This window comes from Pseudomonas sp. B21-041, assembly GCF_024748675.1.
Classification (GTDB): Bacteria; Pseudomonadota; Gammaproteobacteria; order Pseudomonadales; family Pseudomonadaceae; genus Aquipseudomonas; species Aquipseudomonas neuropathica.
On the sequence record NZ_CP087175.1, the window covers coordinates 6063234 to 6075987 of the forward strand.

At 60.5% G+C, this 12754-nt stretch carries 13 protein-coding genes; 6 read left to right on the forward strand and 7 right to left on the reverse strand.

What is annotated here, in order from left to right:
• The first annotated feature begins 34 nt into the window (after window positions 1-34).
• A complete protein-coding gene (gene serA / locus LOY43_RS27085) occupies window positions 35-1264 on the forward strand; it encodes a phosphoglycerate dehydrogenase (RefSeq protein WP_258708955.1) in 1230 nt (409 codons plus the stop codon).
• 62 nt (window positions 1265-1326) lie between these two features.
• On the opposite strand, the gene LOY43_RS27090 is transcribed toward serA, so the two are convergent.
• Window positions 1327-1752 carry a DUF4399 domain-containing protein gene (locus LOY43_RS27090; RefSeq protein ID WP_095049424.1) on the reverse strand — a complete coding sequence of 142 codons (426 nt, stop codon included), beginning with the start codon at window positions 1750-1752 and terminating at the stop codon, window positions 1327-1329.
• A 135-nt stretch (window positions 1753-1887) separates the two neighbouring features.
• On the opposite strand from LOY43_RS27090, the gene LOY43_RS27095 reads away from it, so the two are divergent.
• Entirely contained in the window at window positions 1888-2451 is a 564-nt protein-coding gene (locus LOY43_RS27095) for a transporter substrate-binding domain-containing protein (RefSeq protein WP_258708956.1), read from the forward strand.
• 254 nt (window positions 2452-2705) lie between these two features.
• Here the strand turns inward: LOY43_RS27095 and LOY43_RS27100 are convergent, their stop codons facing one another.
• Window positions 2706-3191: a DUF523 domain-containing protein gene (locus LOY43_RS27100; protein ID WP_095049422.1), complete on the reverse strand. Its 486-nt coding sequence runs from the start codon at window positions 3189-3191 to the stop codon at window positions 2706-2708.
• A 1-nt stretch (window position 3192) separates the two neighbouring features.
• Window positions 3193-3825: a 2OG-Fe(II) oxygenase gene (locus LOY43_RS27105; protein WP_095049421.1), complete on the reverse strand. Its 633-nt coding sequence runs from the start codon at window positions 3823-3825 to the stop codon at window positions 3193-3195.
• A gap of 108 nt (window positions 3826-3933) precedes the next feature.
• On the opposite strand from LOY43_RS27105, the gene LOY43_RS27110 reads away from it, so the two are divergent.
• The gene (locus LOY43_RS27110; RefSeq protein WP_095049420.1) at window positions 3934-4665 is read left to right on the forward strand and encodes a DUF2059 domain-containing protein; all 732 of its coding nucleotides are present in this window, start codon (window positions 3934-3936) and stop codon (window positions 4663-4665) included.
• Window positions 4666-4738: 73 nt separating this feature from the next.
• Here LOY43_RS27110 and LOY43_RS27115 read toward each other — a convergent pair whose 3' ends face one another.
• Complete coding sequence (locus tag LOY43_RS27115; protein ID WP_220557142.1) at window positions 4739-5686, reverse strand: alpha/beta hydrolase; 948 nt, start codon at window positions 5684-5686, stop codon at window positions 4739-4741.
• Window positions 5687-5785: 99 nt separating this feature from the next.
• Between LOY43_RS27115 and LOY43_RS27120 the strand changes: the two genes are divergently transcribed.
• The gene (locus tag LOY43_RS27120; RefSeq protein ID WP_095049418.1) at window positions 5786-6364 is read left to right on the forward strand and encodes a DUF6436 domain-containing protein; all 579 of its coding nucleotides are present in this window, start codon (window positions 5786-5788) and stop codon (window positions 6362-6364) included.
• A 102-nt stretch (window positions 6365-6466) separates the two neighbouring features.
• Window positions 6467-8875: a penicillin acylase family protein gene (locus tag LOY43_RS27125; protein WP_258708957.1), complete on the forward strand. Its 2409-nt coding sequence runs from the start codon at window positions 6467-6469 to the stop codon at window positions 8873-8875.
• Window positions 8876-9076: 201 nt separating this feature from the next.
• Here LOY43_RS27125 and LOY43_RS27130 read toward each other — a convergent pair whose 3' ends face one another.
• Window positions 9077-10042 (reverse strand): GlxA family transcriptional regulator, encoded by a 966-nt coding sequence (locus tag LOY43_RS27130; protein WP_258708958.1) that lies wholly within the window; start codon window positions 10040-10042, stop codon window positions 9077-9079.
• 154 nt (window positions 10043-10196) lie between these two features.
• Between LOY43_RS27130 and LOY43_RS27135 the strand changes: the two genes are divergently transcribed.
• Window positions 10197-10838 carry an HD domain-containing protein gene (locus tag LOY43_RS27135; RefSeq protein WP_095049415.1) on the forward strand — a complete coding sequence of 214 codons (642 nt, stop codon included), beginning with the start codon at window positions 10197-10199 and terminating at the stop codon, window positions 10836-10838.
• Window positions 10839-10979: 141 nt separating this feature from the next.
• Here the strand turns inward: LOY43_RS27135 and LOY43_RS27140 are convergent, their stop codons facing one another.
• Both LOY43_RS27140 and LOY43_RS27145 read right to left on the reverse strand, forming a co-directional pair.
• The gene (locus tag LOY43_RS27140) at window positions 10980-11870 is read right to left on the reverse strand and encodes an ABC transporter permease subunit (RefSeq protein WP_093429780.1); all 891 of its coding nucleotides are present in this window, start codon (window positions 11868-11870) and stop codon (window positions 10980-10982) included.
• On the reverse strand, window positions 11867-12748 hold the full coding sequence (locus LOY43_RS27145) for an ABC transporter permease subunit (protein WP_176471306.1): 882 nt from the start codon (window positions 12746-12748) through the stop codon (window positions 11867-11869). Before LOY43_RS27145 ends, LOY43_RS27140 begins: the two co-directional genes overlap by 4 nt.
• Window positions 12749-12754: the final 6 nt, after the last annotated feature.

Genomic DNA, 12754 nt, shown 5'->3' on the forward strand with positions numbered 1-12754 from the left:
CTGCCATTTTTCTCCGGGATACAGGTTTACGCAGATGAGCAAGACTTCTCTCGATAAGAGCAAGATCAAGTTCCTTCTTCTCGAAGGCGTCCACCAATCGGCTGTCGACGTCCTCAAGGCGGCGGGCTACACCAGCATCGAATACCTGACAGGTTCCTTGCCGGAAGCCCAGCTCAAGGAAAAGATCGCTGACGCTCACTTCATCGGCATTCGTTCGCGCACCCAACTGACCGAAGAGATCTTCGATCACGCGAAGAAGCTGGTAGCGGTCGGCTGTTTCTGCATCGGCACCAACCAGGTTGACCTGAGTGCTGCCCGCGAGCGCGGTATCGCCGTGTTCAACGCGCCATACTCCAACACCCGCTCCGTTGCCGAGCTGGTGCTGGCCGAAGCGATCCTGCTGCTGCGCGGCATCCCTGAGAAAAACGCTTCCTGCCACCGTGGCGGCTGGATCAAGTCCGCAGCCAACTCCTTCGAGATCCGTGGCAAGAAACTCGGCATCGTCGGCTACGGCTCGATCGGTACGCAGCTGTCGGTTCTGGCTGAAGGTCTGGGCATGCAGGTGTATTTCTACGACACCGTGACCAAGCTGCCGCTGGGCAACGCGACTCAGATCGGTAGCCTGACCGAGCTGCTGGGCATGTCCGACATCGTCACCCTGCACGTTCCGGAAACCGCTGCGACCCAGTGGATGATCGGCGAGAAGGAAATCCGCGCCATCAAGAAGGGCGGCATCCTGATCAACGCGGCGCGCGGCACCGTGGTCGAACTGGAAGCCCTGGCGGACGCGATCAAGGACAAGCACCTGATCGGCGCGGCCATCGACGTGTTCCCGGTGGAGCCACGCTCCAACGACGAAGAGTTCGAAAGCCCGCTGCGTGGCCTCGACAACGTGATCCTGACCCCGCACATCGGTGGTTCGACCGCCGAAGCGCAAGCCAACATTGGTCTGGAAGTGGCAGAGAAACTGGTCAAGTACAGCGACAACGGTACCTCCGTTTCGTCGGTGAACTTCCCGGAAGTGGCCCTGCCGGCTCACCCTGGCAAGCACCGCCTGCTGCACATCCACGAGAACATCCCGGGTGTGATGAGCGAGATCAACAAGGTCTTCGCCGAAAACGGCATCAACATTTCCGGTCAGTTCCTGCAGACCAACGAGAAGGTTGGCTACGTGGTGATCGACGTCGACGCCGAGTACTCGGATCTGGCGCAAGAGAAGCTGCAGCACATCAACGGCACTATCCGTAGCCGCGTGTTGTTCTGATCAAGCGTTGAGCGACAAAAAAAGGGAGCCTTCGGGCTCCCTTTTTCATGCACGCCGAAACGTTATTCGACGTTGACGGTGATTTTCTTCGAGACGATTGGCGGATCGAATGCCATGTGGCCGCTGTCGCCAAGTTCCAACTGCAAGGTGTGTTTGCCCGGGGCGAGCTTGATGTCAGCCTGGGTCTGCGCCTTGCCGAAGTGCATATGGTTGGCATCGGTAGGGACGACCGAACCGGCAGGAACAATTTCCTTGGCGTCGATCAGCAGGTGATGGTGACCGGTGTTCTTGGTGACGTCACCGGCCGGCGCCAGTGCGATGCCCTTGGTACCGAATTTGACGGTGAAGGTCTGCGAAACCGTGGCCCCGTCTTCGGGAGAAACGATGAACACTTCGGCGCCCTTCGGGGCCGGAGTAGCCGCACTGGCCAGCACCGAAACACCCATCAGCACACCCGCCAGCGCTGCACGTGACATAAAGCTTTTCATTTTCTTCTCCAGTTTTTCCGTAAAATCCGCAGGGTCATGACAACTTCATGACCATTCGTTGTCGAAGGCACTCGACAACCATAGCAAAGCGAGCCTCACTCAGAGCGTCGCGATAATGATTTCAAAGGAGTGACCATGCGCTTTCTGCCTGGCCTGATCTGCCTGCTACCCCTTCTGAGCCCTTTGGCTCATGCCGAACTGATTGATGACGTCAACGACCGTGGCGAGCTGCGCATAGCCCTTGAGGCTAATACACCGCCCTTCAATTTCAAGGAAGGCGACACACTCACGGGGTTCGAGGTCGAGCTTGGGCAACTGCTGGCCCGGGAGTTGGATGTACGCGCCGATTTCATCGTCACCGACGAGGCTGACCTGCTCCAGGGTGTTGAAAGCGGCAAGTACGACGTTGCGCTCAACCACATAGCACTGACACCCGAACTCAAGGATCGTTTCGACTTCAGCGAGCCTTACGGCAACGTCGATTCACAGTTGCTGGCGAAGAAGGATGAGCAGCCACGGCCGATGGTGCTGGTGCAGGCGTTGACGGAAGAGAAGCCGAAAGCGGCAGCGCCGGTGGATTTGGCGATTCCGTTCCAGAAGGGTAATCCGGCGTTTCAGGCCAGTCTTGCGAGCGCGATGGAGCGGATCAAGGCGGATGGACGTTTGGCGGCGCTGACTGAGAAGTGGTTGAAACCTTAAAGCCCCTCACCCTGGCCCTCTCCCAGAAAGAGAGGGGACTGATTGGGGGATGCTTTAGAGGTACGCCGACCTGGGATTGCTATACCGAATCCGAAATCGACTGGTCATGGCTTTGTCGAAGCCATAATCGATCAGTCATGGCTGTGTCGAATCCATAGTCGATAAGGTCTTTCAGGTCGATGAATAACGCCAGACACTTCGGTCGGCCCCCTCTCCCTCGGGGAGAGGGCTGGGGTGAGGGCAACGATTCAGGATCAATCCAAAGCAGCCAGAGCCACCGCCGCTAGCGGCAGTTCAACTTCACTGAAGACCTGCACACCATGACGCTTGAGCAATGCTGCCGTCACGCCTTCGCCACTGACCTTCACGCCACTGAACGTCCCGTCGTAAGTCAGCAAATTCCCGCAAGAAGGACTATTGGCCTTGAGCACCGCCACCCGAATGCCATGCTTCTGAACTAACGCCAGCGCCTGCCACGCGCCATCCAGAAACTGCGCACTGACATCCTCGCCTTCGGTGGTCATGACCGAGGCAATGCCATCCAGCACTTCACCACCCTGCCCCCCCGGAATCTCCGCCGCCGCCCGTGGCGTCGGCAAACCGCCCGCAACCTCAGGACACAACGGCACCACACGCCCTTCAACAATCCACTGCTCGAGCAAATCAAACGGCCCGCTCGCGCCACCGTCGTAACGCACACGATGGCCCAACAGGCAGCGGCTGACCAGAATCTTTTCCATCTCAGAACGGCTCGTTGCCACGGCGGCGGAACCAGCCGGTCAGCGACAAGCGCTCGCGGTGCGCTGGCAGCACTTCATGAGGTACCTCACCAGAGAGAAACACCACCAGACACCCGCCAGTAGGCTGCACGTCGTGCACGCGCTCATCATTCAGGTACATGCGCAACTGACCGCCATCCTCCGGCAGCCACGCGTCATTGAGGTAGACCACCACCGAGACCATGCGCTTGTCATCGTCGCGAAAACGGTCGACATGCCTGCGATAAAAAGCGCCAGGCGGATACAAGGCAAAGTGGCACTCAAAGTCCTCAAGACCAAGAAACAGGCCTCGGTTGAGCGCCTCGCGCAGGCTCTCCATCAGGTTCAGATAACGGTCGCTGGCATCGGCCTGCCCCGGATCGATCCACTGGATGTGGTCACCACGAATCCCCTCGCGGATCTCCGAAAACGGCCCACGCCCCACCGCCGCCGGCGCCAGTTCACCCTCGGCCTCACGTTTGCGGCACTCGGCCGCCAGCTCGCGGGTCAAACCGGCGGGCAGGAATATGTTCTGCTGCGACCAGCCGTGTTCGGCCAGGTCATCGACAATGCGTAACAGCAGTGGGTGTTCAGAGGATATTTGCATGGCGCGCATAGTATGTCGGCGGCAAGAAATCCGACAGAGCCACGCGGCGGCTTGCTACGAATTCTCGACAAGTACCGGCACCGCACGGAGAATAGTCCGCTGCTGACAGGAGTCCCTATGCGCCGTTTGCTTTTTTCACTGTTGATGTTCTGCGTTTTGCCCGCCTGGGCGGACGGCCACGATCAGTTGTACAAGGTCGCCGGCTGGCCAGATCAACGTGCGCATTTCAACGATGCCCTGACGGCCGCACAGCAGCGCTATCAGAACAGCCTGCCGCCCGCGGTGTTCCAGGCCTTGGTCAACAACAGCAACCAGCGCTTTGCTCCGCAGGCCGTGGATCAACGTGCCGAAGCGCAGTTACGGCAGAAACTCGCCGACCCTAAACCGGCCCTGACCTTCTTCCAATCACCACTGGGCAAGAAAATCGTCGCTGCCGAACTGCTCGCGACCCGCCGCGATCAATTGGCGAAAAATGCCAAGGGTCTGCCAAAGATGCAGGCCAGCGACAGCCGCCTGCTGATCATCGGTCACCTCGCGCAAGCCTTGCCGGCGCGAGAAGCCGGCGCCGAAGTCAGCCTGGCGATTGCTGGTGTGGCGGCGGACAGCTTGAGTTCGATGATCCCGGGGCTGCTCGGTGGTGGTCAGGCGCAAGGCATGCTCAATGGTCAGCGCCAGCGCTTGATGGATCAGATTGGCGCGGACATCAACAACACGTTGCTCTACGTCTATCGCGACTTATCGGATGAAGAACTGGAAGAGTTTGCGACGTTTGCTGAATCGGCTGAGGGCAAGGCGTATTACCAGGCGGCGCTGGCGGCGATTCGGGCAGGACTTGCGGTCGGGCAATGATCTTTAGCGCCTGACCGGCCGCCTTCGTCGGAACGCCGCCCGGAGCCGGCTCGCGAAGAGGCCCTCACAGGCGCTAAAGATTCCGGCCTCTGATCCGCTTGCTCAAGAACTCGAAATACTCCTCACGCATCTCCGCCGTTTCATTCGCCAGATGATGCCGCGCCTCGGCCAATAGCAGAATCTGCGGTCGATCAAACTTCCACTTCATCACCTGCAAATTGTGTTGCCAGTCCACCGTCATATCCGCCTGCCCCTGAATGATCAGCGGCCGTCGCGGACTTTTTTTCGCGTGCTCGACGCGGATGATCCAGCGTGACAGCGCGCCCACCCATTTGGTCGGCAAGCGCCGTGGCTGCAACGGATCGGCCTGGAGAAACGGCAGGAAATCCGGGTCATTGGAATTTTCGCTGAAGCGTCGCGTGACGCCTCTGACAAACGGCCTGAGCAGGTAATAACTCAGCTGCGACCAACCCCACGCCCGAGGCCGCACCAGTGGCGCCATCAAAATCACCTGGCCTTGCGCCGGGCTGTTTTCGCCATGGTTGAGCAAGTGATCGACGACAATTGCCCCGCCGGTGCTCTGCCCAAACAAATGCCACGGCTGCGGCAACGCGATCGACTGCGCCTCGGCGAACAACGCTTGCAGGACATCCTGGTACTCAGAGAAATCGCGAATGCTCGCGCGCGGCCCGCTCGACAAGCCATGACCCGGCAAGTCGCAGGCGATCACGGCGAAATCCTGGTCCAGCGCCCACTCGATTACATGCCGGTACAGCCCGACGTGATCGTAGTAACCGTGCAGCAGAAACAGCGTCGCCTTGACCTTTTCCGGCCACCAGCAATGGCTGACCACTTCATAGCCATCGACCTCGAAACGGCCCATGCCACGCCAGACATCACGATGGGGAAAGTCGGTCTGGTAGAAGCGCTGGTAGGCCTTGCCCTCGTCCGACAACGGCTGCCACTCGGCCAAAGGCTTGAGGCTGGCGCGGATTTGATCGGGGTCGAAAGTGGCAGGCATGCGGGAATTCCAAAGCGGTAAACAGACTTTATCGGCCTGCGATATTCATCTGTCGGAGCAAGCATGGCAAGCTAGCCCACCTCTTCTGGAACGAAAACCATGCGTTCGCCCTACCGCACCGCACTGTTTGCCAGCCTGCTCGCGCTGATTTGCGCCGGGGTGCTGTGGGCGGCGTATGACTGGTTTCAGGGGCGTTATCTGCGTGCGTTCAGCGAACACACGGCGGTGTTTTCCGGTGATCCGCTGCGCCTGCCGGACAACCTCGCCGGTCCCGGCAAGATTCGCCTGGTACATTTCTGGGACCCGGCCTGCCCGTGCAACGTCGGCAATCAACAGCACCTGACCGAGATGGTCGAGCGGTTTGGCGCTAAAGGCGTGGAGTTCTTCGCCGTGCAGAAAACCGGCAGTCACGGTCAGTTGCCCGCGACCCTCAGCAGTCTGAAAACCATCACGATATTGCCCGGCTCCGAACAGGTTCCGGCCAGCCCGGCCGTGGCGATCTGGGATCGCAGCGGCAAACTGGCGTACTTCGGCCCGTACAGTGAAGGCCTGACCTGCAATTCCAGCAACAGCTTTATCGAACCGATTTTGAATGCCCTGACGGAGGATCGCCCGGTCAATGCCACGCACACCCTGGCGGTCGGTTGTTATTGCCCGTGGCCGGTGGAAACGCCGTAAGGCATTCCGGACTTTTCAAGGACAGCGCTGCACGGCACAGAAGGTCTGTGCTAATTGTTTGCAGCCCGACGGGCGGCATTCCCGCATGCACAAGGAGTCACCATGAAGCGCGTGTTCACCGTACTTGGCTTGCTCATCGTTGTTCTGCTTGCCGGCGTCGGCTGGTATGTCTACAGCAAACAACCCACACGCCAGGGCCAGGTTGAACTGCGCAACCTGCAAGGTTCGGTGATCGTGCGCTATGACGAGCGGGGCGTGCCACACCTGCGCGCCGAGAACGAAACCGACCTCTACCGCGCCCTCGGCTATGTGCATGCCCAGGATCGCCTGTTCCAGATGGAAGCCATGCGCCGCCTCGCCCGTGGCGAACTGGCCGAAGTGCTCGGGCCGAAACTGCTCGACACCGACAAACTCTTCCGCAGCCTGCGCATCCGCGAACGCGCGGCCAGTTACGTCGCCAGTCTCGATAAACAGTCACCGGCGTGGAAGGGCCTGCAAGCCTATCTGGATGGCATTAACCAATATCAGGACACCCACGCCGCACCGATCGAGTTTGACGTGCTGGGCATCCCCAAACGACCGTTCACGGCAGAAGACAGCATCAGCGTCGCCGGCTATATGGCCTACAGCTTTGCGGCGGCGTTTCGCACCGAGCCGTTGCTGACCTATGTGCGCGATCAACTCGGCGCTGATTACCTCAAGGTCTTCGATCTCGACTGGCAACCAAACGGTGTGCTGGCCAACGGTCACGCCAAACCTGCGCCGGTCCTCGCCGCCGGCGACTGGAAAGACCTCAACGCCCTCGCCCGCCTCAGCGAACAGGCGCTGATCGACCAAGGCCTGCCGCAGTTCGAAGGCAGCAACGCCTGGGTCATCGCCGGCAGCCGCAGCCAGAGTGGCAAGCCACTGCTGGCGGGTGATCCGCACATTCGCTTTTCGGTGCCGTCTGTGTGGTACGAGGCGCATTTGTCGGCGCCGGGCTTCGAGCTGTACGGCCATCATCAGGCGCTGGTGCCGTTCGCGTTTCTGGGACACAACCTGGATTTCGGCTGGAGCCTGACCATGTTCCAGAACGACGATCTGGACCTGATCGCCGAGAAGGTCAATCCGGATAACCCGAATCAGGTCTGGTATCGCGGCCAGTGGACCGACATGGTCGTCACCCAACAGCAGATCAATGTAAAGGGCCAGCCGCCGGTCACCCTCACCCTGCGCCAATCGCCCCACGGCCCGATCGTCAATGATGCCCTCGGCACCGCTGCCGGCAAAACGCCGATCGCCATGTGGTGGGCCTTCCTCGAAACGCCGAACCCGATCCTCGAAGGCTTCTACCAGCTCAACCGCGCCGACACCCTGGCCAAGGCCCGCACCGCTGCCGCGAAAGTGCAGGCACCGGGGCTGAACCTGGTTTACGCCAACGCCAAGGGCGATATCGCCTGGTGGGCCTCGGCGCTGCTGCCCAAGCGCCCCGCTGGGGTGAGGCCGGAATTCATTCTCGACGGCAGCAGCAATCAGGCGGACAAGGACGGGTTCTACCCGTTCAGCGCCAACCCGCAGGAAGAGAACCCGGCACGCGGCTACATCGTCTCGGCCAACTTCCAGCCGCTGTCGCCGACCGGCATGGAGATTCCCGGTTACTACAACCTTGCCGATCGCGGGCAGCAACTCAATCGCCAGCTCAGCGACAAGAGCGTGAAGTGGACCAACGAGGCCAATCAGAAACTGCAATTGGGCACGGCGACCGGTTATGGCCCGCGCTTGCTCGCTCCGTTGCTGCCAGTATTGCGTGAAGTCGTCAGCGATCCGGCGCAGTTGAAACTGGTCGAGCAACTGACGCAGTGGCCGGGCGACTATCCGCTGGATTCGGTCAGTGCGACGGTGTTCAACCAGTTCCTCTACGACCTGGCCGATGCGGCGATGCGTGATGAGTTGGGCAATGATTTTTTCGACACGCTGCTGGCGACGCGAGTGATCGATGCGGCGCTGCCGAAGCTGGCGGCGAACGCCGATTCACCGTGGTGGGATAACCGCAACACGCCGAACAAGGAGACCCGCGCCGATGTCGTGCGCGCGGCGTGGCAGGCGAGCATGCAGCACCTGAAGCTGACCCTCGGCGATAACTCTGCCGAGTGGAAATGGGGCACTGCGCACACGCTGACTCACGGCCATCCGTTGGGACAGCAGAAGCCGTTGGAGCGGATTTTCAATGTCGGGCCGTTTGCGGCGCCGGGCAGTCATGAAGTGCCGAACAACCTGTCGGCGAAGATCGGGCCTGCGCCTTGGCCGGTGACTTATGGGCCGTCGACGCGGCGCTTGGTGGATTTTGCCGATCCTGCACACGGCCTGACGATCAACCCGGTCGGGCAGAGCGGTGTGCCGTTCGACAGCCACTATGACGATCAGGCTGAGGCGTATGTCGACGGGATTTATGTGCAGGCGCATTTCAATGCCGAAGAGGTGACGGCGAATACGCGCAGTACGTTGAAGCTGTTGCCGATGCGGGCACCTTAAAAGCCCCTCACCCTAGCCCTCCCGAAACGTCGGACCGCCCAGAGGTAGAGGGGACTGATTGGGGGATGCTCAAGGCTTACAGCGACCTGACACTGCTTTACCGAATCCATAATCGCTAAGGTCTTTCAGGTCGATGTATCACGCCAGACACTGCGGTCGGCCCCCTCCCCCTCTGGGAGAGGGCTGGGGTGAGGGTGAGGGTCAAACCATCACCGCAAAATTCAGCCGAAACTGCTGCGGCGTAACCCCCAGCCGGCGATTGAACACACTGCGCATGTGCTGCGCATCGCGAAACCCGCACTGATACGCCACAGTCTTCAACGGTGCCGCCGTGCTTTCCAGCATCACCCGCGCCGCATCCACTCGCGCCCGTTCGACAAACTCCGCCGGGGTGACCTTGGCTTCCCGGGCAAACACCCGCGAGAAATTGCGCGCACTCATGCTCGCCGCATTGGCCAGATCGGCAATCGTCAGATCGCCCGTGAGATTGGCCAGCACATACAACTGCACCAGCGCCACCGCCGAGGTCGGCTCCGCGTGCGGTGTGAGGAACGGGCTGAACTGCGATTGCCCACCGGAACGCTGGGTGAACACCACCAGACGCTTGGCCACGCTCAGCGCCACTTCAGCGCCATGATCCCGCGCCAGCAGGTACAGCGACAGATCAATCCCCGCCGTGACCCCGGCCGAGGTGTAGAGCGTGCCGTCCTCGACATACAAGCGATCCGCTTCGACCTGCGTCGTCGGACACAACTGCGCCAACGCGACGGCGTCGTTCCAGTGCGTGGTGACGGTGCGCCCGTCCAGCAAACCGGCCCGGGCCAGCATGAACGCGCCGTTGCAGATCGAACCGAAGCGCTGCGCCCGTGCACAGGCCTCACGCAGCCAACCGTCGAACGTCGCGCCGAAATCCATGAAGGGTAATTGCGGCCCACCGGCGACCAGCAGCAGATCGTAGGCGTCGAGTGCTTCGCTGAAATGCCGATGGGCATTCAGGGTCAAACCGTTGGAACAGGCCATCGGCCCTTGCTCGATGCCGATTACTTCGAGCCGATAGTGATTCTCGGGCGCCAGGAAGCGATTGGCCTCGGCGAACACATCCATCGGGCCGCTGACGTCCAGCGACTGCACGCCTGCGAACACCACAATGGCGACGGTTTTGCTCATGGAGGTGAAGCTCCTTTGGGTCTCTGAGCCGAGTTGGCACGATTTGCAGGTGGATTGGCAAGGATCGCTGCCATGCATCGATTGTCCGCTTCCAGCGCCGGGAACAGACTTTCCCCATCAGCGCCACAACGGCGTTTCAGTGAGGAAACTTGCCATGACCACAACCATCGCCGGCATCAAAATCCCTGACAGCGCCCTCGCCCGGGCCACCACCGAATACATCCGCGACATCGAATCCGACCTGCTCTACCACCACTCGCGCCGGGTATTTCTGTTCGGCGCGTTGAGCGGCGAGCGCCAGCAACTGGCTTATAACCCGGAGCTGCTGTACGTCGGCGCAATGTTCCATGACCTCGGTCTGGTCGAAGGTCACCGCAGTGATGATGAGCGCTTCGAAGTGGACGGTGCCAACGCAGCGGCGGCGTTTCTCAAACCGTACGGGTTGAGCGATGACGACATCGAACAGGTGTGGCTGTCGATTGCCCTGCACACCACGCCGGGCGTGCCGAAGCATCTGCGCCCGACCGTAGCGCTGGTCACCGCTGGTGTGGAAATGGATGTACTGGGGATGGATTACGCAGCGTTCAGCACTGTGCAGCGCGAAGCGGTGGTGCATGCGCACCCGCGTGGGGACGGTTTCAAGGAGTGCATTATCTGCGCGTTTGCCGATGGCTTGCGGCATCGTCCGCAGACGACGTTTGGCAATGTGAAGACTGATGTCCTGAAGGATCAGCAGCCGGGGTTCAAGCCGATGAACTTTGTTGAAGTCATCCGCCAATCTCCCTGGACGGCATAAATCCCATTGTAGGAGTGAGCCTGCTCGCGATAGCGGTGTGTCAGCTGAAAACTTCCTGGCCGATACACCGCTATCGCGAGCACGCTCACTCCTACATTTGAATTTGGGTTGGCCTCTAGGTGGAGGCCAACCCGATATTGCTTACGCCGCTTCCGGCGCCGGGGCGCGACGCACGTCCGGCTGCTTCCACGAATCGGCTGCGCTTTCTTCGATGGCTTGCTGGATGGCTTTCTTGCGCGCTTCTTCGGCACGGCGGCTGAAGAACCAGACCATGAAGGTCACGATCGATACCGCGAGCAAAATCAGGCTCGCCACGGCGTTGATCTCAGGCTTCACACCCAGACGCACTGCCGAGAACACTTCCATCGGCAAGGTCGTCGAACCAGGACCCGAGACGAAGCTCGCCAGTACCAGGTCATCCAGCGACAGCGCGAACGACATCATGCCGCCCGCCGCCAGCGATGGCGCGATCATCGGGATGGTGATCAGGAAGAACACCTTCCACGGTCGTGCACCGAGGTCCATGGCCGCTTCTTCGATCGACAGGTCCAGCTCACGCAGACGCGCCGACACCACCACCGCCACATACGCCGCACAGAACGTGGTGTGAGCGATCCAGATGGTGACGATGCCACGTTCCTGCGGCCAGCCGATCATCTGCGCCATGGCCACGAACAGCAGCAACAGCGACAGACCGGTGATCACTTCCGGCATCACCAACGGCGCTGTGACCAGACCGCCGAACAGCGTGCGGCCCTTGAAGCGGGTGATACGGGTCAGCACGAACGCTGCCAGCGTACCCAGCGCCACCGCGGCGACCGCGGTGTAGCAGGCGATTTCCAGCGAGCGCAGCACCGAGCCCATCAGTTGCGTGTTGTCGAGCAGGCCGACGTACCACTTGATCGACCAGCCGCCCCACACCGTCACCAATTTCGAGGCGTTGAACGAGTAGATCACCAGGATCAGCATCGGCAGGTAGATAAACAACAAACCCAGAACCAGCATCAGGCTGGAGAAACGGAAGCGCTTCATTCTTTACCCTCCATTTCCTTGGCCTGACTGCGGTTGAACAGGATGATCGGCACAATCAGGATCGCCAGCATCACCACCGCCAGCGCGGACGCCACCGGCCAGTCACGGTTGTTGAAGAACTCTTGCCACAGCACCTTGCCGATCATCAGGGTTTCCGGACCGCCAAGCAGTTCCGGGATCACGAACTCACCGACCACGGGGATAAACACCAGCATGCAGCCGGCAATGATGCCGTTCTTGGACAGCGGAATAGTGATCTTCCAGAAGCTGTTGAAAGTACTCGAGCCGAGGTCCGAAGCCGCTTCGAGCAGACTGTTGTCGTGCTTCACCAGATTGGCGTACAGCGGCAGGATCATGAACGGCAGGTACGAATAAACGACGCCGATGTACACCGCGAGGTTGGTGTTGAGGATCTGCAGCGGCTCGTCGATCAAGCCCATGCTCATCAGGAAACCGTTGAGCAGACCGTTGTTGCTGAGGATGCCCATCCACGCGTAAACGCGGATCAGGATTGCGGTCCAGGTCGGCATCATGATCAGCAATACCAACACCGTTTGCAGCTCTTTACGGGCGGTGGCGATGGCGTAGGCCATCGGGTAGCCGATCAGCAGACAGAGGACGGTGCTGATGAACGCCATCTTCAACGAGCCGAGGTAAGCGGCGATGTACAACTCGTCGCCCGCCAGCATCGCGTAGTTGCCCAGGTTCAGCAGCAGTTGCAGCTTCTGCTCGGCGTAGGTGTAAATCTCGGTGTACGGCGGAATGGCCACGTCGGCTTCGGCGAAACTGATCTTCAGGACGATGAAGAACGGCAGCATGAAGAACAGAAAAAGCCAGATGAACGGAACCCCGATGACCAGTTGCCGGCCATTGGGGATTATTCG

Excerpts from the sequence above, each read along its gene's own strand:
- LOY43_RS27100 (WP_095049422.1), bottom strand. The coding sequence starts at position 3,191 with ATGGAAAAGATTCTGGTCAGCCGCTGCCTGTTGGGCCATCGTGTGCGT.
- LOY43_RS27130 (WP_258708958.1), bottom strand. The coding sequence starts at position 10,042 with ATGAGCAAAACCGTCGCCATTGTGGTGTTCGCAGGCGTGCAGTCGCTG.
- LOY43_RS27105 (WP_095049421.1), bottom strand. The coding sequence starts at position 3,825 with ATGCGCGCCATGCAAATATCCTCTGAACACCCACTGCTGTTACGCATT.
- LOY43_RS27115 (WP_220557142.1), bottom strand. The coding sequence starts at position 5,686 with ATGCCTGCCACTTTCGACCCCGATCAAATCCGCGCCAGCCTCAAGCCT.
- LOY43_RS27135 (WP_095049415.1), top strand. The coding sequence starts at position 10,197 with ATGACCACAACCATCGCCGGCATCAAAATCCCTGACAGCGCCCTCGCC.
- LOY43_RS27125 (WP_258708957.1), top strand. The coding sequence starts at position 6,467 with ATGAAGCGCGTGTTCACCGTACTTGGCTTGCTCATCGTTGTTCTGCTT.
- LOY43_RS27110 (WP_095049420.1), top strand. The coding sequence starts at position 3,934 with ATGCGCCGTTTGCTTTTTTCACTGTTGATGTTCTGCGTTTTGCCCGCC.
- LOY43_RS27120 (WP_095049418.1), top strand. The coding sequence starts at position 5,786 with ATGCGTTCGCCCTACCGCACCGCACTGTTTGCCAGCCTGCTCGCGCTG.
- serA (WP_258708955.1), top strand. The coding sequence starts at position 35 with ATGAGCAAGACTTCTCTCGATAAGAGCAAGATCAAGTTCCTTCTTCTC.
- LOY43_RS27140 (WP_093429780.1), bottom strand. The coding sequence starts at position 11,870 with ATGAAGCGCTTCCGTTTCTCCAGCCTGATGCTGGTTCTGGGTTTGTTG.
- LOY43_RS27095 (WP_258708956.1), top strand. The coding sequence starts at position 1,888 with ATGCGCTTTCTGCCTGGCCTGATCTGCCTGCTACCCCTTCTGAGCCCT.
- LOY43_RS27090 (WP_095049424.1), bottom strand. The coding sequence starts at position 1,752 with ATGAAAAGCTTTATGTCACGTGCAGCGCTGGCGGGTGTGCTGATGGGT.